The sequence below is a fragment of the Nocardia carnea genome, from assembly GCF_029868855.1.
Taxonomy (GTDB): domain Bacteria; phylum Actinomycetota; class Actinomycetes; order Mycobacteriales; family Mycobacteriaceae; genus Nocardia; species Nocardia carnea_A.
The window spans coordinates 1-23,995 of sequence record NZ_JARWOV010000113.1; the positions used below are offsets into that span (position 1 = coordinate 1).

The following is a 23,995-nucleotide window of genomic DNA, read 5'->3' on the forward strand; positions in this document are numbered from 1 at the left end:
CCGCGATCTCTTGCGCCGTGTACCCGAGCTCGCTCAGCACAGTGTCGTTGTCCTGCCCCAGTAACGGAGCGTGCGTGCGGTGATAGCGCTCGGGGTCGGCGGAGAATCGAGCCGGGACCGTACTGTGGCGCGCGGTGCGCAGCGCGAGACCGATGAGACGCTCGGTCCACCGGCCGAAGGGTGGGGCGGCGAGGCTGGTGATCGGTACCGGCAGGTCGGTGCCGACCACCGTGCGGTGGTGACTGAAGGTATCGAATCCGGCCTTACCGTGATAGGCCCCCATCCCGCTCTCGCCGACACCACCGAACGGTGCGTCGTCGGGGAACATCTGAATCGCGAATTCGTTGCGGGCCACCCCACCGCTGCGGGTATTCGCGACGAACGTGCGGAAATCCGCCCGGTCCGGGCCGTACCAGTAGGCCACCAGCGGCGGGGGCCGCCGGTTGATGTAATCGAGGGCCTCGTCCAGTTCCCGGTAGGGCAGCACGGACAAGACCGGGCCGAATACTTCTTCCGAGGCGATGGCCATCTCGTCGGTCACCTCCCGGACGAGCGTCGGCGCGATCTTGCGCAAGTCCGGGTCGGGCAATGTCTCGGCGTTGGGCGCGATCGGCTCCACGCGGGCACCGCGCGCGCGGGCATCGTCGATCAGCCCGATGATGCGCTCGTAGTTGGCCGTGTTCACCACGGCGGTGTAGTCGATGTTGCCGAGTATTTCGGGGAACATCCGGCGCCAGGCCTCGGCCAGGGCGTCGACGAAGGGTTCCATCCGGTCCTGCGGAACCAGCACGTAATCCGGGCAGACGCAGACCTGCCCGCCGTTGACCATCCGCGCCCGGGCGATCCGCTCCGCCGCCCGGGTGAGATCGGCGTCGGCGGAGACGACCGCCGGGTTCTTTCCGCCGAGCTCGAGCGTCACCGGCACCAGATTCTTCGCCGCAGCGCGCTGCACGAGCCGACCGACCCGGGTGGAGCCGGTGAAGAACAGATGGTCGAACGGCAGTTCGGCGAAGGCAGCGCCCACCTCCGGGCCGCCGGTGACCACCGCCAGCTCGGATTCGTCGAAGTATTGTTCCGCCAGCCGCCGGGTGAGTTCCGCGGTGTGCGCGGTGATCTCCGACATCTTGATCATCACCCGGTTCCCGGCGGCGAACGCGGTCGCGGCAGGCAGGACCACCAGGTTGAGCGGGAAATTCCAGGGGCCGACGATCCCCACCACCCCGAGCGGGGACGGCCGGACCTCCGCGCGGATACCGTACAGGCGGGCCGCCCGGTCGGTTCGCCGCGGCCGCATCCAGCGGGTGAGCTGGGAGCGGACGTATTCGATGGCGGAGAGCATGCCCATGATCTCGGCGAACAGGGTGCCGGTCCGGGAACGTGTCCCGAAGTCGGCGACGAGCGCGTCGACGTAGGCATCGGTGTTGTCCAGGACCATGGCGACCAACCGGTCGATGCGGTCCCGGCGGACCGCGGCACTCGGTGGGCCCTCACGCAGAAACGCCTGCCGCTGGCCCGCCAGGACCGCCGCCGGATCGCGGAGTTCGGCCGCCCCTGCAGTCTCGGCCCCTTCCACGGTTATCTCCGGGGTACTGCTGTTCATCGACACGCTCCGAGTTGACTCCCGCCCGCCGGGCGGTGGTGAAGGGATGACGTACGCATTGTCCGCCGCGCTCAGCCGAGATCCAGGGGACCGCCGTCGATCACGGCGCCGAGCCGGCCGATATCGATACTCAGGTCGGCCGTCGCCGCCCGGCAGGCGGCCACATCCTTGCGCAGAAAGGGTGCCACCACCTGCTCGAACGTCACCAGCCCGCCGGTGCGGCCGATCGAACCGGCCGCGTAGCTCCGGCCACTGGATACGGCCAGGGCGTCCAGCAGCTGCTGCTCCCCGATACCGAGGCGGGTGCCCAGTTCGAGTGCGGCGGCGGCCATCTGGGCGTTCGCCGCGAACAGGGCGTTGTTCACCAGCTTGACACTCAACGCGGTGCCGAGTGCACCGGTCGCGATTACCGTGCTCGCATACGATTCGAGCACCGGCCGGACCCGCGCGACCGCGTCCGCGGCACCACCGAGCAGTACGGTGAGCTTTCCGGCGGCGATATCGTCGGCCGAACCGCTCACCGGCCCGTCCAGCAGCGCCGGACCGCCGGGATGGCCTGCGACCAGATCGGTCACGGTGCTCACCGTCCCGGTGGTATGCGATACGACGACCGCGTCCCGCGGCGCCGCGGCGAGCACCCCACCGGGCCCGGCGAGGACCTCGACGAGCTGAGCGTCGGAGAACAGGCAAGCGATCACGATATCGGCCGACGACGCGGCTTCGGCGGCGGAATCGACCACCGTCGCCCCGGCGGCGCGTAACCGTTCCCGCACCGAGTCACGCCGGGCGTACACCTGCAACCGGTGGCCCGCGGCGACCAGCCGGTACACCATCGGCTCCCCCATGCGGCCTGCCCCGACAAACCCGACGACCTGCGACATCGACGCTCCTCACTCGCGATCGGCCCGAGCTCGCCGCCGCTCGGGCCGGCGGGGCGATATCCGGACAGAGACATATCCAGTAATGGCAACAGTAACACTCACCCAGAAGGTCCGGGGACCAGTTTGCGAATTCCACCCCAGGCGATCGGCAACTCGACGCCCGACCTGGCGAACCCACCCTTTCGCCCGCTATACCGTTGCGCTTACGATACTGGCTACGATATGCATTTCCGGTCGGCTCCTCGCCGGACCCGCGCAGTCGGCGCGGCCGTGTGCGCGGTGCCGGGCATCCGCCCGACGACAGTTAGGAAAACCCGTGACGAGCCGACTTCGAGGCAAAGTAGCGTTCATCACCGGGGCGGCACGCGGTCAGGGCCGTGCGCACGCCGTCCGGTTGGCGACCGAGGGCGCCGATATCATCGCCGTCGATATCGCGGCGGCGCTCCCCGCGGCAGTCCCTTACGATTCCGCGACCCCGGCGGATCTCGCGGAGACCGTCCGGCTGGTCGAGGCGACCGGACGCAAGATCATCGCCGCCACCGTCGACACCCGGGACACCGCCGGTTTGCGCACGGCGGTGGACGCGGGCGTCGAGGCGCTCGGCCGCCTCGACATCATCGTGGCCAACGCCGGTATCTGCATTCCGGAGACCTGGGACGCGATCACCACCGAATCGTGGCGGGACGTCATCGATATCAACGTCACCGGTACCTGGAACACCGTGGCCGCCGGCGCCCACCACATCGTCGACGGCGGTCGCGGCGGCTCCATCATCCTGATCAGCTCCGCCGCGGGCATGAAAATGCAGCCGTTCATGGTGCACTACACCGCGAGCAAGCACGCCGTCACCGGGATGGCCCGAGGACTGGCCGCCGAACTCGGCAAACACAATATCCGGGTCAACAGCCTGCACCCCGGCGCCGTGGCCACGCCGATGGGTGGCGGCGATATGATCTCCGCCCTCACCGCCGCCACCGAGACCAACCCGCAGCTCGCTCATATGATCACCCCGCTGCTGCCCGCCTGGGTGGCCGAAGCCGACGATGTGGCCGATGCCGTGTCCTGGCTGGCCGGGGATGATTCCCGCTTCGTCACCGCCGCCCAGATCCCGGTCGACCTCGGCGCGACCCAGTACTGATCCGCAACGGCAAGGAACACACCATGTCACTTCTCGCGGACCGGGTCGCCGTGGTCACCGGCGGCGCCCAAGGCATCGGCTTCGCCATCGCCGAAACCTTCGTGCGGCACGGCGCCCGCGTGGTGGTCGGCGACCTCGAACCCGGCGATACCCGAGAACGGCTAGGCCCGGCGGTCGCCCGCGCGGTGCGCTGCGATGTCACCCGCGCCGAAGATGTCGAGGCGCTGCCGGCCACTGCGGTCGAGGATTTCGGCACCGTCGATATCGCGGTGAACAACGCGGGCATCACCCGCGACGCCACCATGCGCACGATGACCGAGCACGAATTCGACCAGGTGATCGCCGTCCACCTGAAGGGCACCTGGCACGGCACCCGCCTCGCCGCCGCGTTGATGCGCGAATGCGGCCGCGGCAGCATCGTCAACATCTCCTCGCTCTCCGGCAAGGTCGGGATGGCCGGGCAGACCAACTATTCCGCGGCCAAGGCCGGGATCATCGGTCTCACCAAGGCCGCGGCCAAGGAAACCGCGCGTTACGGCCTGCGTGTCAACGCGATCCAGCCCGGACTGATCCGCTCCCCCATGACCACCGCCATGCCGGAGCACATCTGGGAGCAGAAGATGGCCGAGATCCCCATGTCGCGCGCGGGCGAACCGGACGAGATCGCGAATGTGGCGCTGTTCCTGGCGTCGGATCTGTCCTCCTACATGACGGGCACGACGCTCGAGGTCACCGGCGGGCGATTCATGTGACCGGCTGGGAACCGTATACCGTCACGACCGAGGAGTACCTGGATCCGGCGCCGATCGCCGCACTCCAGGCACTGCTGGACACCCGGGACAAACCGGTAGGGGCCGGCGAACCGCTACCGCCGCTGTGGCACTGGGTGGCCTTGCCGCGGTGGCCGGAGTCGGGCTCGATCGGCCCGGACGGGCATCCGGTGCGCGGCGGCTTGCTGCCGCCGGTCGATCTGCCGCGCCGGATGTTCGCGGGTGGCGACGTACAGTTCGACGGCGAACTGACCATCGGCACCACGGTGCGCCGGGAAGCGCGCGTCGTCGCCGTGACACCGAAGACCGGGCGGTCGGGAAGGCTCGTGGTGGTTGTGGTCGAGATCGGGTTGTTCGCCGATTCCGCTTCTCCCGCCCTGGTCGAGCGGCAGGAGTTGATCTACCGCGACCCGGGCCCGGCCACCGCGCAGCCACCCGCACCGGCTTCCGTGGACCCCGTCGCGGCCCCACTACGCCGGGTGCGCGACGGTGTATGGGAGTTGCGCACCGACCCGACGCTGCTGATGCGGTTCAGCGCCGCCACCGCGAACGCGCACCGGATCCACTACGACTGGCCGTACGCGACCGGGGTGGAGGGATATCCGGGACTGGTCGTGCACGGCCCGCTGATGACCCTCGCCCTCGCCGAGACGATCCGCCTCGACCGGCCCGGTGCCGGGCCGGCACGGTTGCGGCACCGCAACCTCGCCCCACTGTTCTGTCCCGGTAGCGCGCGCATCGGCCGTCATACGGATTCCGATGCCGACCTCGCCGTTGCCCTCACCGGCACAGCCGACCCCGGCGGCGACCCGCGGATCCATACCGTTCTGCACGCCGATTTCCCTGCTCTTGGAGACTGAACCCATGCGTGAAGTAGTGATCTGCGAACCGGTCCGCACCCCGATCGGGCGGTACGGCGGGATGTTCGCCGGGCTCAGCGCGGTCGAACTCGGCGTCACCGCGCTGAGTGGCCTGCTCGAACGGACCGGACTGGACCCGGCGCTCGTCCAGGACGTCATCGTCGGCCACTGCTACCCGTCCAGCGAGGCACCGGCCATCGGGCGGGTCATCGCACTCGACGCCGGCCTGCCGGTCACGGTGGGCGGTATGCAGATCGACCGCCGCTGCGGGTCCGGTCTGCAGGCCGTGATCCAGGCGGTGTTGCAGGTGGGCAGCGGATCGCATGATGTGGTCGTCGCCGGTGGCGTCGAAAGCATGAGCAATGCCTCGTTCTTCTCCCTGGATATGCGCTGGGGTGGCGCCCGCGGGGGCGTGCGGATCCACGACAGCCTCGCGCGGGGCCGCGAAACCGCCGGCGGGCAGCACTATCCGGTCCCGGGCGGCATGCTGGAGACCGCCGAGAACCTGCGCCGCGCCTACGAAATCTCCCGCGCGGAACAGGACCGCCTCGCCGTGCGCTCACATCAGCGCGCGGTTGCGGCGGCCGATAGCGGTGCCTGCGCCGAGCAGATCGTGCCCACCACCGTGCGGTCCCGGGACGGCGAGAATGTCATCGAACGAGACGAACATCCACGCGCGGACACAACGGTCGAGGCATTGGCCCGGCTGAAACCCGTGCGTGCGAAACTCGACCCGGAATCGACGGTGACGGCGGGCAATTCCAGCGGCCAGAACGATGCGGCCGCCATGTGCCTGGTCACCACCCGCGACCGCGCCGAACAGTTCGGCCTCACCCCGCTGGTGAAACTCACTTCGTGGGCCGTCGCCGGGGTCGAGCCGAGGGTGATGGGAATCGGCCCGGTCCCCGCCACCGAGGCGGCGCTCGGCCTGGCCGGTCTCACTCTCGCCGATATCGACCTCATCGAACTCAACGAGGCCTTCGCCGCCCAGGCGCTGGCGGTGTTGCGCGAATGGAAGTTCGGTGAAGCCGATCTCGAGCGGACCAATGTGCACGGTTCCGGAATCTCGCTGGGCCACCCGGTGGGCGCCACCGGTGTCCGGATGCTGGCCACCCTCGCCCGGGAGATGCAGCACCGTGACGCGCGATACGGTCTGGAGACCATGTGTGTCGGCGGCGGCCAGGGCTTGGCCGCGATCTTCGAGAAGGTGGTCTGATCGTGCCCACGCCGAAACCGGCCGCAAAGACGAACGTCCCAGCCCACAACACCGAATACCGGTACCGCAGAAGGAGTTCGGCCCGGACAACCGCAGTGCGGCATCGGCGCTTTCCCGATGTCATCTCGGACCCGCCGTTGACCGGTCGGCCCGAGCGCGCCCCTGACCCGTGCGTTCACGCCGGATCGGCCGCCACCGGCGGGACGGTTCGGGTGCCCACCCAGGTGATAGCCCGATGAGCGAACCCGGAATCACGGCGGCAGCACCCCTCGCGGGTTTGCGGATCGTCGAGATTTCCAGTTTCGTCGCCGCCCCTTGGCGGGTATGACCCTGACACAGCTCGGCGCCGACGTCATCCGTGTCGACCCGGTGGCCGTCGCGACCGACTCCCCGAAACGGACAAACCCATGAAACTCGCACGCACGCACGGGCTCACCGACGTCCAGAACGAAATCCTCGCCACCGTCCGCACCTTCGTGGACAAGGAGATCATCCCCAACGCCCAGGAACTCGAACACACCGATACCTACCCGCAGGAGATCGTCGACCGGATCGCCGAGATGGGGCTGTTCGGGATCATGATCCCCGAGGAGTACGGCGGGCTCGGTGAATCCCTGCTCACCTACGCCCTGTGCGTCGAGGAACTGGCCCGCGGGTGGATGAGTGTATCGGGCGTGATCAACACCCATTTCATCCTGGCCTATCTGCTCCGCCACCACGGCACCGAGGAACAGAAACGAACCTACCTACCCCGAATGGCCACCGGGGAGGTCCGCGGGGCTTTCTCGATGTCGGAACCCGAATTGGGCTCCGATGTCGCCGCGATCCGCACCAAGGCCGTGCGCGACCGAGCCGGCGACTACACCATCGACGGCCGCAAGATGTGGATTACCAACGGCTCCACCGCCAACCTCGTCGCTGTCCTCGTCCGCACCGAAGAAGGCTGCGAGAAACCGCACGACAACCTCACCACCTTCCTGGTCGAAAAGCCCACCGGCTACGGCACGGTCGCACCGGGGCTCACCATCCCGGGCAAGATCCACAAAATGGGCTACAAGGGAATCGATACCACCGAGCTGCTGTTCGACGGCTACCACGCCCCCGCGGAGACGGTTCTCGGCGGTACCAGCGGCCGCGGTTTCCGGCAGATGATGGACGGTATCGAAGTCGGCCGCGTCAATGTCGCCGCCCGCGCCTGCGGAATCGCCCTGCGGGCCTTCGAACTCGGCGCCCGCTACGCCCAGCAGCGCTCCACCTTCGGCAAGCCGATCGTCGAACACCAGGCCATCGAATTCTCCCTCGCCGACATGGCCACCAAGGTCGAGTCGGCCCACCTGATGATGGTCAACGCCGCCCGCCTGAAGGATTCCGGCGAACGCAACGACGTCGCCGCCGGAATGGCGAAATACCTCGCCAGCGAATTCTGCAACGAGGTCACCCAGGCGAGCTTCCGCATCCACGGCGGCTACGGCTACTCCACCGAATACGAAATCGAACGCCTCATGCGTGAAGCCCCCTTCATGCTCATCGGCGAGGGCACCAGCGAAATCCAGAAACGCATCATCGCCAAGGGAGTCATGCGCGACTACTGCCTGTGACCACCGGTCCCGATTGCATCCATTCCCGGATCGCTGGAGCAAGCCATCGCCGGAGGTATGAGCCGGACCCCATTCCACAACCCGCCCACGAACCTCTCCCGGACCTCGCGGACCGCTGGTTGGCCCGTCACCGCAGATGTCTGCCACTGGTACACCGCCGAAGCGGACACGACCAGCCGGGCATAATTCACCCACCGACTCTTTCCGACCCGGCATCCGGACTTACGCCGGGCCAGTTCTGCGCGGGTCATCGACCGCCCCGCCGCGTTCTGTGACGGGGTCGCTTCTCACCGCTGCTGCAGTTTCGGGTTCGATGCCGACACCTCGCCCCTTCAATAGGCAAAGCCCGGTCTATTGACCTGCGTCATCGCTGAGCAGCTTCCGCACAATATGCCGATCAGCGCACCACAGCCGAGATATACATACTGTATGTTTTACAGTTATTGAGACCGCAAAAGCCTTCACGAAAAAGGGGAGCAAACGGCACAAAAGGTGCGACATCGATCCGCCTCGCCGCGAATTCACTGGTGACGCGAGTTTTCATCCCGGGAACTCACCGCGACGTAGTGCAGTACCGCAGCCCTACCGTAATATCAACGGTTACTGATACCGTAAGACATCCGCGGGCGTATGGCGCCGCAGGGCAGGAGGACGATGTGAGTGAGGTCGACGGGCATGACGCTGCCCCCAGTACGGAACTGGGTCGCCGAGCAGGCCAACGCCGCGAATCCCGGATGCTCATCGGCGCGGAGCTGGTGGCGGCCGCCTCCGGCGCGACGTTCGACAATGTCAGCCCGGCCACCGGACAGGTACTCGGCAGCACCGCCGCGGCGGGCCCGGAGGATATGCTGCGCGCGATCGCCGCGGCCCGGCATGCCTTCGACGAGACCGACTGGTCTGCGAACGGAGCGCTGCGGCAGCGCTGCCTGGAACAACTACAGCAGGCGCTCGAAGACGAGAGCGAATTGCTGCGCGAGGAGCTCGTGGCCGAGGCCGGCTGCCCGATTGCCACCACGCGGATCGCCCAATTGGACTGGCCGCTGGCCGAAGCGCTGCGATACCCGGCGCGTTTGATCGACGAATTCCCTTGGGAGCGTGAACTCTCCGGCGGCAGCCTGTTCGGCGACCGCAATATGCGCACGGTCGTCCAGGAACCGGTGGGTGTGGTCGCCGCGATCTGCCCGTCGAACTTCCCGGTCGAGGTCGTACTCAACAAACTGGGCCCGGCGCTGGCCGCGGGCAATACGGTGGTGCTGAAACCGGACCCGAACACGCCGTGGAACGCGACCCGGCTCGGCCGGCTCGTCGCCGAGCGCACCGACTTCCCCGCCGGTGTGGTCAATGTCGTCCCCACCCCGTCGAACGAGGTCGCCGAGCTGCTGGCCACCGATCCACGCGTCGATCTCATCTCGTTCACGGGTTCGACGGTGGTGGGCCGTATGCTCATGCGCCGCGGCGCGGACACCATGAAGCGGACGTTTCTCGAGCTGGGCGGCAAATCCGCGCTCATCGTGTGCGAGGACGCCGATCCCCGGGCCGCCCTGCGCAGCGCCGCCGGTGTCTGCGTGCATGCCGGGCAGGCCTGCGCCGCGACGAGCCGCATGCTGGTGCACCGGTCGATTTTCGACGAGATGATCAGCGGTGTGGCGGCGGCCTTCCAGGCGGTACCCGTCGGCGACCCGGCGCTGCCGGAAACCATGGTCGGGCCGTTGATCAGCGCGGCCCAGCGCACCAAGGTACTCGATGCCTACGACCGGGCGGTCCGCGACGGCGCCCGCCTCGTCATCGGCGGCGGCACACCGAAAGACCTGCCGCCCCATCTGGCCGGCGGCCACTACGTCGAACCGACCGTATTCGTCTGCGATGACCCGAGCCTGCCCATCGCGCGGGAAGAGATCTTCGGTCCGGTGCTGGTGATGACGCCGTTCACCGACGACGACGAGGCGGTACGCCTCGCCAACGACAGCGAATACGGTCTCGCCGGCGCGGTGCTCTCCGCCTCGGACGACCGCGGAATGGGTATCGCGCGCCGGATCCGGACCGGGGCCGTCGGGGTCAACGGCGGCATGTACTACGGCGCCGACGCCCCGTTCGGCGGCTACAAGAACAGCGGTGTCGGCCGGCAGTGCGGCCTGGAGGGCTTCCAGCAATACCTGGAGACGAAAACCATCGGTCACCGGGTCGCGGCGCGCGGCTGACCACGCGCGCAGACGAACACGATCACAGAACAATCGGAAGGACGGTCCGGTGGGAAAACTGGATGGCAAGGTCGCGGTGGTCTCGGGCGCCGCGCGCGGGCAAGGGCGGTCGCACGCGGTCGAACTCGCTGCGGCAGGCGCGAGTGTTGTCGCGCTCGATATCTGCGCGGATCTCGAGGGCAACACCTACCCGCTGGCACGGCCGGAGGATCTGGAGGAAACCGCCAGGCTGATCGAAAAGGAGGGCGTGCGAGCCCATCCGATCATCGTCGACGTCCGTGAGCGCAGTGCGGTGTGGAACGCGATCGCGCAAGGAGTCGAGGCCCTGGGGCGGCTGGACATCGTGGTCGCCAACGCCGGGATCGCTCCGATGGGCAGAGGTCAGACGATCCAGTCCTGGTCGGACACCATCGACACCGATCTCGTCGGTGTTTTCAACGTGGTGCAGGCCAGTCTGCCGCATCTCGAATCCGGGGCCTCCATCATCGCGACCGGATCGCTGGCGGCGCAACTCGGCAGCTCCACGAAGCAGGGTCCGGGCGGCTCCGCCTACAGCTTCGCCAAACAGATCGTCGCGCACTATGTGAACGATCTGGCCAATCAACTGGCCCGCAAGATGATCCGGGTCAACGCGGTGCATCCGACGAATGTGAATACCGATATGTTGCACAACGAGGGGATGTACAAGGTCTTCCGCCCCGACAAGGAGTCGCCCACCCGCGCGGAGGCCGAAGCGGCGTTCCCGGCGATGCAGGGGATGCCGGTGCCCTATATCGAACCGCAAGATGTCTCGAACCTGATCGTCTTCCTCGCCGGCGACGATTCCCGCTACATCACCGGAAGCCAGTTGCGCGTCGATGCCGGCGGGTACGTCAAAGCCGTGCCCTGGGGCAAGTAGCCAGATCCCGAAGGAGCCCGGACCCCGAGATACGAACCACCATGTCCACAGATCGGCCGGAACCGGCCACCGCACGTGTCCCGCCGGCCGCCCGGCGTGCCGCCGTCGCCGGATTCGCCGGCACCTTCATCGAGTACTACGACTTCGCGCTGTACGGGGTGCTGACGGTGTATTTCGCACCGCTGTTCTTTCCCTCGGACAACGAGGCCACCTCGTTCCTGGTGGGACTCGGTGTCTTCGGCGCGGGCTTCATCGCCCGGCCGATCGGCGGCATCGTCTTCGGCCGTATCGGTGACCGGCGCGGGCGCCGGACCGCCCTGCTGGCCACGGTCATCCTGATGGGTACCTGCTCGGCGGTTATCGGGCTCCTTCCCACCTACGAGACACTGGGCATCGTCGCACCGGTCGCACTCGTTCTCCTGCGCATCGGCCAGGGACTTTCGGCCGGTGCCGAAATGCTCGGCTCCGTCACCTACGTCCTGGAGTCCGCACCCCGGAACAAGCGCATACTGCTGAGTTCGCTCACGCCGTTCGGTGCGGGTCTCGGTGGCTCGAGCGGCGCGGTCCTCGCGGCCGTGCTGGCGTCGAACGTCTCGGCGGACAGTATGGCCGACTTCGGCTGGCGTATCCCGTTCCTCGTCGCGGCGCCGTTGACCCTGCTCGCCTTCCTGCTGCGCCGACGGATCGAGGATTCGCCCGCATTCGCGAAAATGGTGCGCGACAACGAGATCGTGCGCTCACCGTTGGCCGAGACTCTGCGGGGTCACTGGCGCACCGTGCTCGTCGCGGGCGGTATCGCCATCGGCGTGAACGGCACGGCGGGCGTCGCACAATGGTTCGGCGTATATCTGGCCGGCAACAGGGAGTTGCCGACCGCCACGGTCCTCATCACCTACGCGACGGCGATGATGTTCGGCGCGCTGTGGGTTCCGCTCGCCGGCGCGCTGACGGACCGCTTCGGGCAACGCCCGATGCTCACCGTCGTACTCGCGCTGTTCATCGTGGCGTCGGTGCCCATCTGCTGGATCCTGTCCGAAACCGAGAACCCCATCCTGCTGTTCGCGGGCATGGGGAGCTACCTCGTACTCACCAACATGGTCATGGCGCCGGGGTTCAGCTTCATCGCCGAACTCTTCCCACCCGCCATCCGCTACACCGCCTCGAATTTCGGCCAGAATATCGGCACCGTCCTCGGTGGCGGTACGGCCCCGCTGGTCTGCGGAACTCTGCTGCTTGGGACCGGGTCCGATTTCGGTCCCACCCTGTGGATCGTCGGCATGGGCCTCATCGGGCTGGTGGCAGTCGCGGCAGCGCACCGGGTCGCGAGTGGCCGGCGCGCCGAGTCCCCGGTTCCGGCCGACCGCTCTACGGATCCTCTACCAGAGGGCACGTAACCCGCACCCGCCTCGGGCGTCACGCAAGAGGCCTACCTCCAACCGCGCTTTCCGGGAGGGCTCTCTCGGAAAGCGCGGTCGACTCACGGAACGATTGCCGAGCGCGTCACCGGTTCCGGCGCCTCCTGGCGGGCGAAGATTCCGCGGCGCAGGGCTGTCAACAGCGCTTCGCGGGTCTCTTCGGGGCGGATCAGCTCGTCGAAACCCATATGTTCGGCCGAGTGGTAGGAAGCCAGCAGTTCCATCTCCCGCAACTGTGCCGCGACATCCTCGTCCGCGCCTGATGCCAGTCCGAGGGCCGCCGCGCTCATCGCCCCCATGGTCGCGCCGGGGTAGGCGAAGGCCGCGGTCTGATTGTCGAAGCCGATGAGCGACATGACCATCGAGCCGAATCCGTACGCCTTGCGCAGCGTCAGATGCAGTTTGAGGGTGGTCGCCGTGGTCTGGGCGACGAACATCCGGGCCCCCGCACGCAGGACACCTTCACGTTCGGATTCGCTGCCGGGCAGCATGCCCGGATTGTCGGCGAGGAACACCAGCGGCAGGTGGAACGAATCCGCCACCGAGATGAAGTGGGCGGCCTTCTCGGCAGCGTCGGTATCGATCGAACCGGCCATCACCTGCGGCTGGTTGGCGACCACCGCGACCGGATGTCCGCCGAGATGAGCCAGGGCACAAACTATCGCAGTGCCGTAACCGGGCTGGACCTCGAACCAATCGGGGGTATCGAAAACCACGTCGAGGACAGCCCGGATGTCGTAGGTGTTGCGGTTGTCCCGCGAGATGATGTCCAGCAGTTCCGGGGTCGGCCGCGGCTCGGTGGAATCGTCGGAGAGCAGCGCGGGCGGATACGACCACGCGCTGGACGGGAAATAGGAGAGATACCGCCGGATATCGTCGAGCGCGTCCTCGTCGTTGTCGGCGAGATTGTGGATCAGGCCGCTCGGCACCGCCACGCCGGGGCCACCGAGATCCTCTTTGCTGATGTCCTCGCCGGTGGACTCCCGCACCACCGGCGGGCCCGCGGTGAAGATGGCGCCCTGCCTGCTCATGATCGCGAAATCCGACACCGGCGCGATGAGCGCACCGTGGCCGGCCGATGCGCCGAGTACCCCGGTGACCATCGGTACCCGGCCCGAACACCGGGCCTGGGCGAGCAGATCGGTGGGGGTCCGCCCGTAGTGCGCGCCGGTGGGCCGGAAACCCGCGCCCTCCAGCAGCATCACCAGCGGGACCTTGTTGCGGACGGCGAGTTCGGCGAGGCGATAGCGTTTGGCGTTGCTGCCCGGCGCGATAGTCCCCGCCATGGTGGTGAAATCCTCCGCGCCCACCATGACCGGCGTCCCGTGGAGCAGGCCCGAGCCCGTGACTATAGCGTCGGCGGCGACCTCACCACCCACCAAGGCGCCGAATTCCTGGAACGTTCCCGGATCGAGCAGATACGTGATCCGCTCCCGCGCGGTCAGCTTGCCCTTCGCTCGGTGTTTGGCCACCCGCTCGGGCCCACCCATGGCCGCCGACCGCTCCCGGCGGCCGTCCAGGTCCTCCAGCGTTTCCTTCCAGCCTCGTGCGTTCGTCATCTCGTCCTCTCAGCGCAGTGGCCGGCTCAGCGGAACCGCCCGCCGGCGACCGCAACCTCCGGCATCGATCCACTGCGATCCACATGGTCGCACCGACATCTTCCGGTAAAGTATACCGTTGGCATTACAGTTTCATCCCGGAAGGAACGCGGATGGACCATGAGAATTTCCGGGCCGAGAGCTCGGCCATCCCGGGACGGCCGGACGAACTCACCGCGCGGTGGCTCACCACCGCACTCGGTGGCGCCGGAACCGCACTGGTCGAGCAGGTGGATGTGGAGCCGATCGGCACCGGTCAGACCGGTGCCACCTACCGGCTCACGGCGAGTTACCGGACCCCGCCGCCCACCACCCGGCTACCGGATACGTTCGTGGTGAAACTCCCGGCTCAGGACGACGGTGTACGCGCCGGGGTCACGCTGGGTTACCGCAGCGAGGTGGAGTTCTACTCCGGGATCGCACAGCAGACGAAAGTCCCGGTACCGCACTGCCATCACAGCGCGGTGAACGACGATGCCTCCGAGTTCGTCTTGCTGCTCGACGATCTGGCTCCGGCGGCACCCGGCGATCAGGTGGCCGGGTGCGGTGAGGCGATCGCGCTGCGGGCGGTGACAGCGCTGGCAGGTCTGCACGGCCCCTCGTGGTGCGATCCGGACTGGCTGACCATTCCGGCGGGCGCGATGCCGAAGCCCGGTGACGCGGCGGCGGCCGACGGCCTCGGCCAGGTGGCCGCCCTGGCGCTGCCCGCCACGCTGGAACGCATCGGCCCGGCGCTGTCCGGCGACGAACGCGATACTCTGCGCGCCGCGCTGGAACTGATCACCCCGTGGCTGCTGGCCGACACCGGGCGCTACGCACTGATGCACGGCGACTACCGGCTGGACAATATGCTCTTCGACGATTCGCGGTTCTACGTCGTGGATTGGCAGACCCTGGGCGTCGGCCTGCCCGCCCGCGACCTGGCCTACTTCACCGGCACCTGCCTGGAGCCGGAACTGCGGGCGGCGGCGGAAACCAGGCTGGTCGGGGCCTACCACGCGGCCCTGCTCCGGTACGGCGTGCGCGACTACGATCTGGATACCTGTCTGCTCGACTACCGGATCGGAATGCTACAGGGCCCGTTGATCATCGCGCTCGGTACCGCGTTCGCCACTCCGACCGAACGCGGCGAGGCGCTGTTCCGCGTGATGCTGCGCCGCAGCTGCCGCGCGATCCGTGAACTCGGCACGCTCGACCTGGTGCGCGCCGCCGGCGCGCATCTCTGAACGAACAGGAGACACCGACGATGGATCTGGGACTCACCGGCGCGACCGCGGTCGTGGTGGGCGGAAGCAGCGGGATGGGCCTCGCCACCGCGCGTTGCCTCGCCGAGGAAGGCGCCCGCGTCGCGGTGATCGGCCGCTCCGCGACCGCCGTCACCGATACCGCCCTCGACCTGACCGAGCACGGCAGCCCGGACGCGGTCGGTTTGCCTGCGGACGTCCGCGACCCCGCGGCGGTCGACGCGCGCTTCGACGAACTCGCCGACCGCTGGGGCGGCGGGCTCAACGTCCTGATCAACGCGGTCGGGCCGGATGCTCGCGGCACTTTCGACACCCTCTCCCCCGAACACTGGCGCGAGGCGATCGACCACGGCGCAATGACAATGGTGAACTGTGTCCAGGCCGCGCTACCGCTGCTACGCCGCGCCGAATGGGCTCGTATCGTGAACTTCTCCGCGCACTCCACCCAGCGGCAGAACACCGGTCTGGTGGCCTACACCGCCGCCAAGTCGATGGTCACCAGTATTTCCAAGAACCTGTCACTGTTGCTGGCACCGGACGAGATCCTGGTCAACGTGGTCTCACCGGGCACCTTCGTGACACCGGGGCTCCAGAACTGGGCCCATTCGGTCGGCGTGGACAGTGCCGACCCCTACCGCCTCATGGCCGCCATCGGCGAACACTTCGGCCATCCCGCCCAGATGCCCCGCGCCGGGCTACCCGAGGAAATCGGCCCGGTGGTCGCCTTTCTCGCCTCCCGGCGCAACTCGTATATGACCGGTGCCAACGTCAACGTCGACGGCGGTTCGGATTTCACCTGACGAAGCAGACTCGGCCACCGGGTTCTGCACGAACGGCCCCGCGCCCCCCGGGCACGGCCTGGGGGCCGCGGCCGCCGACTCGAAGAACTCGCCCGAATACTCCTCTCTCGTCGGGCCCGGCGGCGCACTACTCGTCGGCCCCGGCCGAGGCCGGTGAGGCCGCACTCGATCCGCCGGGGCGCTTCGGACCTGTACCGCGCTGCGGTAGCGCGCGTACCGAGCGGTAGTGCGCGGCGGTCCGCAGGGCATCGGACAGCGCCGCCCACAGCTGTGGGTCGAGCGCGTTGCGTCGTTGCGGTCTGTTGAGGGTCAGCGTGCGGACGCCGCCGTCCTGGGATTGCAGCAGAACGGATTCGGTCACAGGAACAAATCCAGAGTGAGGGGACCGTCACCGGGCGTGACCCGGTAGCGGTCCAGCTCGGTAACACCGTGGGCGCGCAGCACATCCTCGTCGAGGAAGAAGTTCCCGGTGGTGCTCGCTGCCGTGCTCGTGAACACGAGATACGCGGCGTCGGCGCAGATCTCGGATGTGCGGAGGTGGCCACCCGCTCGGCGCCGCCGGGCCGGTTGCGGATCGCGGCGGTCCCGATCGTGGTCCGCGGCCACAGCGAATCAACGCCGATCCCGTCGGCGCGCAGTTCCTCGGCCGAGCCGAGGGTCGTCAACGACATCCCGTACTCGGCGATGGTGTAGCCGAGGCATTGTCCCGCCCAGCGCGGATCGAGCTTCAGCGGTGGCGACAGGGTCAGGATATGCGGGTTGTGGCCCGCCCGCGCCGATTTCCGCAGCGCCGGAATGGCGAGCGAGCTGAGCAGGTAGGTGCCGCGGCAGTTGATGTCCTGCATGAGGTCGTAGCGCTTCATCGGCAGCTCGGCGGCCGGGGCCGTATCGATCGCGGAGGCGTTGTTGACCACGAGGTCGATACCACCGAAGCGTTCGACGGTCCGCTCGATCGCCTGCGCGACCGTCGCATCGTCGCGGATATCGCCCACCACCGGCAGTGCCGCACCGCCCGCCGCTTCGATCTCCGCGGCGGCCGTGTGGATGGTGCCGGGCAGCTTCGGATGCGGTGCCCCGGTTTTCGCGATGAGTGCGATATTCGCGCCGGCCGCCGCGGCGCGGACGGCGACGGCCGGCCCGATACCGCGGCTCCCGCCCGACATGATCAGGGTGCGCCCGGCCGGCGTCCGGGCGCTGTCACCGGAGCCATCAGGTGGTGACGATCGTAGCGCCGGCCGTACCTGGCGCGCCGTAGAGCAGCGCGACGCCCGCCTTCGGGTCGTTGGGCACCTGCCGCTCCCCCGCGGTACCGCGCAGTTGCAGCACCAGTTCGTGCAACTGCCGCATACCCGAGGCCCCCATCGGCTCCCCGTTGGCGATGAGCCCGCCGTCGGTGTTCACCGGTATGGAGCCGGCGATCTCGGTGGCGCCCTCGGCGATCAGCTTCTCCTGGTCGCCGTGCGCACAGAGCCCGACCTCTGCCATATGGATGATTTCGGCGCCGGCGTCGGTGTCCTGCAACTGGGCGACGTCGATATCGGACGGCGCGATCCCGGCGGCCTCGAACGCGGCGCGCGCGGCGTAGACCGACGGCGCGACTTCCTCCTGCACCGGTGCATAGGTCGTGTTCACCTCGTAGGCACCGTATGTGCGGGTCCGGACCTCGACCGCCCGCACATAGACCGGCTTGGTGGTGAACCGGTGCGCGAGATCCGCCCGGCACATGATGACGGCGGCGGCGCCCTCGTTCGGAGCACAGAACATGTAGTGCGTCAATGGGTAGTTGAGCATCGGCGCCGCCAAAATCTCGTCTTCCGGGATCGGCTTGCGGCGGAAAGCATTCGGGTTCAGCCCGCCGTTGCGGTAGTTCTTCGCCGCGACCTTGGCCAGGGTGCGCTGGGAGATTCCGTGATCGTGCAGGTAGCGGTTGGCCTTCATACCGAAGAACTGGGTGGTCAGGTACTGGCCGTTCTCGCCGTACCATTTCGGCATCCCGACCAGGGTGGGGTCGACGGTGAACGCTCCGCGCGGATGCTTGTCCAGGCCGACCGCGATCCCGATATCGTATTTGCCGAGGCGGATGGCGTCGGCGCAGGCCTCGGTGGCGCTGGCGGCGGTGGCGCAGGCGTTGAACACATTGGTGAACGGCACGCCGGTGAGCCCCATCAGACTCACGATGGCGTCGGGATTGGCGACTTCCCAGCTGCCACCCACCGCGAACTGGATATCCTTCCACTCCAGTCCGGCATCGCCCAATGCGGCCCGGATGGCATCCGTGCCCATCTGCATCGCAGTCTTGCCCTCGAAGCGGCCGAATGGGTGCAGGCCGACACCGATGATCGCGACATCGTTGGTCATCTGGAACTCCTGGTCGTCTACAGCGGCTGGAAGGCGAAGGTGAGGACCTCGTTGCCGTCGGCATCGGTGCCGAGCGGCACGGTGGTCAGGCCGACCCGCATACCGAATTCCAGTTTTTGCGGGTCGTTCTCGGTGAGCCTGCCCTCCACCCGGATGACGTCGCCGAGTTGCACCAGCCCGACGCCGAACGGAACGAATGTCTTCGCCGTCTCGTCGCCGAGGTAGGGCGGTCCGGGCAGGAATCCCTGCGTTGTCCAGGCCACCAGGACGCCTTCGCTGGGCAGATCGATGGGCTCGATCGCCGGCCGGCTGCACCGCGGGCACAGCTGCTGTACCGGGAATACCGTCGCCTCGCAGTCACCGCAGGTCCCGCCCACGAGCCGGAAGTCACCGTCCGGCCACGTCGATATCTCCGGTGCGATCATTCGCTGCATCGTTATCGTCCTCGCTTCTACCGATAGCCTTACCGTATAGCCGGCCGGGCGATGGGCCGTACCGGATCCGGCCATGCAATGGTAGCTTACGGTAATATCAACGGTAACCATTTCGACCTGCTAGTTGCGAGGTGGATTCATGAGCTCGAAAATTCCCGGTGACCTCGAGGACCTGCTGCACCGGCCCCTCGTGGGCGTTCTCGCGACCGTGCCGCCCGACGGGTCGCCGGAGCAGTCACCGATGCGCTTCACCTGGGACGGCGCACATCTGCGTATGAGCCATACGATCCCGCGGCGGAAGTTCACCAGCCTGCAGGCCAATCCGAACTACTCGTTCCTGCTCACCGACCCCGACGCGCCGGCGCGCTGCCTGGAGATTCGCGGTTGGCTGGTGACCGTAGAAGGCGACGAGGACGGAAAGTTCTATGCCGAACTCGGCGAGCGCTACGGAGACACCGACTGCGAGCCGCCTGCAGACGTGGAGGACCGGGTCGTTCTGATTCTCGACACCACCAGATTCGTCGCCAAATAGCCGTTCAGGAGAACCCGATATGACTCGAGCCCCGGATATTCCCATCTTCGACGCCGACGCGCATATGTACGAGACGGCCGATGCCCTGACCAGGTACCTGCCCGAGCGGTACCGGCAGGCGGTGCAGTACGTCCGGATCGGACGGCACACCCGGATCGCGATCAACGGCCGGATCACCGACTTCATCCCGAATCCGACCTTCGAACGAGTCGCCGCACCCGGCGCGCACGAGAAGTTCTTCGCCGGCGAGAACACCGAGGGCCTGACCTTGCGGGAGATGCAGGGCGAGGCCATCGAGGCCCCGGCCGCCACCCGCAACCCCGCGGACCGGATCGCCGAACTCGATCGCCAGGGCGTCCGGGAGACGCTCAACTACCCCACCCTCGCCAGTCTGGTCGAGCATTCCGCGGCCGACGACCCCGAGCTGACCATGGCGATCGTCCACGCGCTGAACCGGTGGATGCTGGAGCACTGGAGTTACGTCTACGAGGACCGGATATTCAGCACCCCGGTCATCAACTGCGCCGAGGTCGACGGCGCCCGGCGGGAGTTGCAGTACATCCTGGACAACGGCGCGAAAGTCGCACTGATCAAACCGGCGCCCGTGAAAGGCGTGAACGGCTGGCGTTCGCCGGCCCTGCCCGAGTTCGACGCGTTCTGGCGCGACGTGGAGGACACAGGCCTGCCGATCGTGCTACACGCCAGCCAGCCGCCGCTGGACGAATACGTCAACAGATGGGAGCCGCCCGCCACGAATAACTTCATGGCGATGAGCTCGTTCCGCTGGCTGGCGCTGGGGCACCGGGAGATCTCGGACATGATCGGCAGCCTGATCTGTCACGGCACCCTGACCCGGTTTCCCCGGTTGCGGATCGCCAGTGTGGAGAACGGCAGCTCGTGGATCCATCCGCTGTTCCATGATCTGGCCGATCTGACCAAGAAGATGCCGCAGAACTTCCCCGAAGATCCCCTGGACGTGTTCCGCCGCAATATCTGGGTCAGTCCGTTCTGGGAGGGCTCGGTCGCCGATGTGGTCGACACCGTCGGCTGGGACCGGGTGATGTTCGGCTCCGACTACCCGCATCCGGAGGGGTTGCCCGAGCCGAAGGCGTACTGGAAATACGCCGAAGGCATGGACAACCGGCGCACCTGGGATTTCCTCGGTGACAACGCGCGCCGATTCCTGGGCCTGCCGATCGAGAATCCGGACCCGGCCGCTGCCGAACCACCGTCAACGGCAGCACCGGCAGCGCTATAGTTTTACTTACAGTAAAGTGCTCGAAGGGAGTACCTCCGTGGACAAGAACGATATGATCCTCGTCAGCGTCGACGACCACATCATCGAACCGCCCGATATGTTCGCCAACCATCTGCCCGCGAAGTACGCCGACGATGCGCCGCGCCTGGTCCGGATGGACAACGGCGCGGATATGTGGAAGTTCCGTGACCGGGTGATCCCGAACGTGGCGCTCAACGCCGTCGCGGGCCGCCCGAAGGAGGAGTACGGCCTCGAGCCCGAGGGTCTCGACGAGATCCGGCCCGGCTGCTACGACGTGGACGAGCGGGTCAAGGATATGAACGCCGGCGGTGTGCTGGCGCAGATGAACTTCCCCTCCTTCCCCGGTTTCGCCGCCCGACTGTTCGCCACCGAGGACTCGGATTTTTCCCTGGCTCTGGTGCGGGCGTACAACGATTGGCATATCGACGAATGGTGCGGCGCCTACCCGGGCCGTTTCATTCCCATGGCACTTCCGGTGATCTGGGACGTCGAACTGTGCGCCGAGGAAGTGCGCCGGGTATCGAAGAAGGGCGTGCATTCGCTCACTTTCACCGAAAACCCGGCTGCGCTCGGCTACCCGAGCTTCCACGACGAGTACTGGAACCCGCTGTGGAAAGCCCTGGTGGACACCGACACTGTACTCAATGTGCACATCGGCTCATCGGGCAAACTTTCCATCCCCGCCACGGACTCTCCGCCGGATGTGATGATCACCCTGCAGCCGATGAACATCGTCTCCGCGGCGGCCGACCTGCTCTGGTCACGCCCGGTGAAGGAGTACAAGGACCTGAAGATCGGGCTGTCCGAGGGCGGCACCGGCTGGATCCCCTACTTCCTGGAGCGTATCGACCGCACCTTCGACATGCACTCCACGTGGACGATGCAGGACTTCGGCGGCAAGCTGCCCAGCGAGGTGTTCCGCGAGCACTTCCTGACCTGCTTCATCAGCGACCCGATCGGTGTCCGGCTGCGCCACGAGATCGGTATCGACAACATCGCCTGGGAAATGGACTACCCGCACAGCGATTCGATGTGGCCGGGCGCACCCGAGGAACTCGAGTCGGTGTTCGAGGCCGAGAACGTCACCGACGACGAGATCCACAAGATGACCCACCTCAATGCCATGAAGTGGTACTCGTTCGACCCCTTCACCCACGTACCCGAGGAGAAGGCGACCGTCGGCGCCCTCCGCGCCGCCTCGGCCGGCCACGACGTCAGCATCAAGGCGCGCAGCCACCACCAGACCACAGCCGCGGAGAAACTGGCCGCCTTCCGCTCCCAGATCGATGCGGCCACCGCACACACCGCCAGCGAATAGCGGCATCCGGCGATCGCGAACCCGACGGCCGGACCGAAAGGATTCTGAATATGACGACGCTGGATTATCTCGCTGTAGACGTCGACAACCACTACTACGAACCGCTGGACGCGTTCACCCGCCATCTGCCCAAGGAGTTCAGAACCCGCGGCGTGCAGATGGTGACCAGCGGTAAACGCACGCTGGCCCTGATGGGCGAGAAGGTCAACCACTTCGTCCCCAACCCGACGTTCGACCCCATCGTCGAACCGGGCTGCCTCGATCTGCTGTTCCGCGGCGAGATCCCCGAGGGCGTGGACCCGGGGTCGCTGATGAAACTGGACCGGCTACCGGATCATCCCGAATACCAGAACCGCGAAGCCCGGGTGAAGGTCCTGGACCGGCAGAAGCTCGAAACGGTATTCATGCTGCCGACCTTCGCCTGCGGCGTCGAGGAAGCACTCAAGCACGATATTCCCGCCACAATGGCGTCCTTGCACGCGTTCAACCTGTGGCTGGACGAGGACTGGGGGTTCGACCGTCCCGACGGACGGTTCGTCTCGGCACCGATCATCTCGCTCGCCGATCCCGAAGCCGCCGTCGCCGAGGTCGAATTCGTACTGGAACGGGGGGCGAAGCTGGTGCTGGTGCGTCCCGCGCCGGTCCCGGGTGTGACCGGGCCCCGCTCCCTCGGCGATCCACTGCACGACCCGGTGTGGGCGCGCCTGGCCGAAGCCGGCGTACCGGTGGGTTTCCATCTGTCCGACAGCGGCTACCTCGCCATCGCAGCACTGTGGGGCGGTAAGGCGACATTCGAAGGATTCGGCAAGAAGGATCCGCTGGATCAGCTCCTGCTCGACGACCGCGCGATCCACGACACGATGGCCTCGATGATCGTGCACCAGGTGTTCACCCGCCACCCGAAGCTGAAGGTGGTCAGCATCGAGAACGGCTCGTACTTCGTCTACCGGTTGATCAAACGACTGAAGAAGGCCGCGAACACGGCGCCCTACCACTTCACCGAAGATCCGGTGGAGCAGCTGAAGAACAACGTCTGGATCGCCCCCTACTACGAGGACGACGTCAAGCTCCTCGCCGAGACCATCGGCGTGGACAAGGTCCTGTTCGGCTCCGACTGGCCCCACGGCGAAGGGCTCGCCGACCCCACCACCTTCACCGCCGATATCCCCCAGTTCCCCGAATTCTCCTACGAAGACACCCGGAAGGTGATGCGCGACAACGCACTCGAGCTGCTCGGCGCCAAGGTTTCGACCGGCGTGTCTTCCTGATCACCGACGGTGGGACGGGCCACCGACAGGGGGATTACGCGCCATGGCACGGCACACGGGACGACCCTGGACCGAGCGCTCCGGGCGAGGAACCGGAACTCGCGTGCCGGCGCCGGGCTCAACGAAGCGGTCTGATTCCGTTTCCGCATGGCATTCGACCGCGGCGGCATCGCTGAGCGGGTGGACATTCTCGATGATCACCTCGATATCGCCGGACACAGAAGTCCGGCAATATCGTCGAGATTGTGCCGGTCGGGCAGGCTGTCGACGGGTGCGGGCATCGGACGAGCCGAAGCGCATCATCGCTTCCCGGCCCCGCCCCGTCGGCGGCGCACATGGTAACGAGCGCCGCGATTCCCAGCATGATCGATGCCCGCGCCGGGCTCCCCCGTGTCCGTAACTTTCGCGATCCTGCAACACCTATTCCGGTAGCGTGGAGCGGTGCCCGCCCTCCGGCGCGGGCGCCGCGGGGGGGGACGGCCGGTCCCCCGCGGGGGGGGGCGTTGACGCCCCAAAAGGGCCGTGATGGTGGGGGGGTGGGGGGTATGCGCGGCGGGGATGTTTGCGTGGGGGGGATTTGCGACCCCGTG

20 protein-coding genes and 2 pseudogenes are annotated in these 23,995 nt (G+C 67.3%); 15 read left to right on the forward strand and 7 right to left on the reverse strand.

Features of this window, described 5'->3' with window-relative positions; all coding sequences use genetic code 11:
• Nucleotides 1–1,600 (reverse strand): coniferyl aldehyde dehydrogenase (locus QH195_RS11105; RefSeq protein WP_280435292.1); only part of this gene is annotated, 1,600 nt, incomplete at its 3' end.
• A 71-nt stretch (nt 1,601–1,671) separates the two neighbouring features.
• Nucleotides 1,672–2,481, reverse strand: a complete 810-nt coding sequence (locus QH195_RS11110) for an NAD(P)-dependent oxidoreductase (RefSeq protein WP_280435293.1) — start codon at nt 2,479–2,481, stop codon at nt 1,672–1,674.
• A gap of 316 nt (nt 2,482–2,797) precedes the next feature.
• On the opposite strand from QH195_RS11110, the gene QH195_RS11115 reads away from it, so the two are divergent.
• The 9 genes and pseudogenes from QH195_RS11115 (at nt 2,798) to QH195_RS11155 (ending at nt 12,553) form a co-directional block, all read left to right on the forward strand.
• Complete coding sequence (locus QH195_RS11115) at nt 2,798–3,619, forward strand: mycofactocin-coupled SDR family oxidoreductase (protein WP_280435294.1); 822 nt, start codon at nt 2,798–2,800, stop codon at nt 3,617–3,619.
• 23 nt (nt 3,620–3,642) lie between these two features.
• Nucleotides 3,643–4,371, forward strand: a complete 729-nt coding sequence (gene fabG, locus QH195_RS11120) for a 3-oxoacyl-ACP reductase FabG (protein ID WP_280435295.1) — start codon at nt 3,643–3,645, stop codon at nt 4,369–4,371.
• Nucleotides 4,368–5,249 (forward strand): hypothetical protein, encoded by an 882-nt coding sequence (locus tag QH195_RS11125; protein WP_280435296.1) that lies wholly within the window; start codon nt 4,368–4,370, stop codon nt 5,247–5,249. Before fabG ends, QH195_RS11125 begins: the two co-directional genes overlap by 4 nt.
• 4 nt (nt 5,250–5,253) lie before the next feature.
• Complete coding sequence (locus QH195_RS11130; protein ID WP_280435297.1) at nt 5,254–6,465, forward strand: acetyl-CoA C-acetyltransferase; 1,212 nt, start codon at nt 5,254–5,256, stop codon at nt 6,463–6,465.
• 235 nt (nt 6,466–6,700) lie between these two features.
• Nucleotides 6,701–6,852, forward strand: a pseudogene (locus QH195_RS11135) (CoA transferase); the annotation flags it as partial.
• A gap of 20 nt (nt 6,853–6,872) precedes the next feature.
• Nucleotides 6,873–8,063 (forward strand): acyl-CoA dehydrogenase family protein, encoded by a 1,191-nt coding sequence (locus QH195_RS11140; RefSeq protein WP_280435298.1) that lies wholly within the window; start codon nt 6,873–6,875, stop codon nt 8,061–8,063.
• Between the two features lie 734 nt (nt 8,064–8,797).
• Nucleotides 8,798–10,261 (forward strand): aldehyde dehydrogenase family protein, encoded by a 1,464-nt coding sequence (locus tag QH195_RS11145; RefSeq protein WP_432278322.1) that lies wholly within the window; start codon nt 8,798–8,800, stop codon nt 10,259–10,261.
• Nucleotides 10,262–10,310: 49 nt separating this feature from the next.
• The gene (locus QH195_RS11150; RefSeq protein WP_280425239.1) at nt 10,311–11,159 is read left to right on the forward strand and encodes a mycofactocin-coupled SDR family oxidoreductase; all 849 of its coding nucleotides are present in this window, start codon (nt 10,311–10,313) and stop codon (nt 11,157–11,159) included.
• A 41-nt stretch (nt 11,160–11,200) separates the two neighbouring features.
• Nucleotides 11,201–12,553, forward strand: coding sequence for an MFS transporter (locus tag QH195_RS11155; protein ID WP_280435300.1), 1,353 nt, complete (start codon nt 11,201–11,203; stop codon nt 12,551–12,553).
• 83 nt (nt 12,554–12,636) lie between these two features.
• Here the strand turns inward: QH195_RS11155 and QH195_RS11160 are convergent, their stop codons facing one another.
• Nucleotides 12,637–14,133 (reverse strand): acyl-CoA carboxylase subunit beta, encoded by a 1,497-nt coding sequence (locus QH195_RS11160; RefSeq protein ID WP_280435301.1) that lies wholly within the window; start codon nt 14,131–14,133, stop codon nt 12,637–12,639.
• Nucleotides 14,134–14,285: 152 nt separating this feature from the next.
• Between QH195_RS11160 and QH195_RS11165 the strand changes: the two genes are divergently transcribed.
• The gene (locus QH195_RS11165; protein WP_280435302.1) at nt 14,286–15,398 is read left to right on the forward strand and encodes a phosphotransferase family protein; all 1,113 of its coding nucleotides are present in this window, start codon (nt 14,286–14,288) and stop codon (nt 15,396–15,398) included.
• A gap of 20 nt (nt 15,399–15,418) precedes the next feature.
• On the forward strand, nt 15,419–16,216 hold the full coding sequence (locus tag QH195_RS11170; protein WP_280435303.1) for an SDR family NAD(P)-dependent oxidoreductase: 798 nt from the start codon (nt 15,419–15,421) through the stop codon (nt 16,214–16,216).
• 127 nt (nt 16,217–16,343) lie between these two features.
• On the opposite strand, the gene QH195_RS11175 is transcribed toward QH195_RS11170, so the two are convergent.
• From QH195_RS11175 to QH195_RS11190, 4 genes and pseudogenes are all read right to left on the reverse strand, one after another.
• Nucleotides 16,344–16,577: a hypothetical protein gene (locus tag QH195_RS11175; RefSeq protein ID WP_432278321.1), complete on the reverse strand. Its 234-nt coding sequence runs from the start codon at nt 16,575–16,577 to the stop codon at nt 16,344–16,346.
• Nucleotides 16,574–17,379 (reverse strand): annotated as a pseudogene (locus QH195_RS11180) (SDR family oxidoreductase). Before QH195_RS11180 ends, QH195_RS11175 begins: the two are co-directional and overlap by 4 nt.
• A gap of 46 nt (nt 17,380–17,425) precedes the next feature.
• Nucleotides 17,426–18,574 carry a thiolase family protein gene (locus QH195_RS11185; protein ID WP_280435304.1) on the reverse strand — a complete coding sequence of 383 codons (1,149 nt, stop codon included), beginning with the start codon at nt 18,572–18,574 and terminating at the stop codon, nt 17,426–17,428.
• A gap of 17 nt (nt 18,575–18,591) precedes the next feature.
• Nucleotides 18,592–19,008, reverse strand: a complete 417-nt coding sequence (locus QH195_RS11190) for a Zn-ribbon domain-containing OB-fold protein (RefSeq protein ID WP_280435305.1) — start codon at nt 19,006–19,008, stop codon at nt 18,592–18,594.
• Between the two features lie 139 nt (nt 19,009–19,147).
• Between QH195_RS11190 and QH195_RS11195 the strand changes: the two genes are divergently transcribed.
• The 4 genes from QH195_RS11195 to QH195_RS11210 are packed head-to-tail and all read left to right on the forward strand — an operon-like array spanning nt 19,148 to nt 23,405.
• A complete protein-coding gene (locus tag QH195_RS11195; protein WP_280425246.1) occupies nt 19,148–19,540 on the forward strand; it encodes a TIGR03618 family F420-dependent PPOX class oxidoreductase in 393 nt (130 codons plus the stop codon).
• 19 nt (nt 19,541–19,559) lie between these two features.
• Nucleotides 19,560–20,798: an amidohydrolase family protein gene (locus QH195_RS11200; protein ID WP_280435306.1), complete on the forward strand. Its 1,239-nt coding sequence runs from the start codon at nt 19,560–19,562 to the stop codon at nt 20,796–20,798.
• A 37-nt stretch (nt 20,799–20,835) separates the two neighbouring features.
• Nucleotides 20,836–22,137, forward strand: coding sequence for an amidohydrolase family protein (locus QH195_RS11205; RefSeq protein ID WP_280435307.1), 1,302 nt, complete (start codon nt 20,836–20,838; stop codon nt 22,135–22,137).
• 50 nt (nt 22,138–22,187) lie between these two features.
• Nucleotides 22,188–23,405, forward strand: a complete 1,218-nt coding sequence (locus tag QH195_RS11210; protein WP_280425249.1) for an amidohydrolase family protein — start codon at nt 22,188–22,190, stop codon at nt 23,403–23,405.
• The last annotated feature ends 590 nt before the right edge of the window (nt 23,406–23,995 follow it).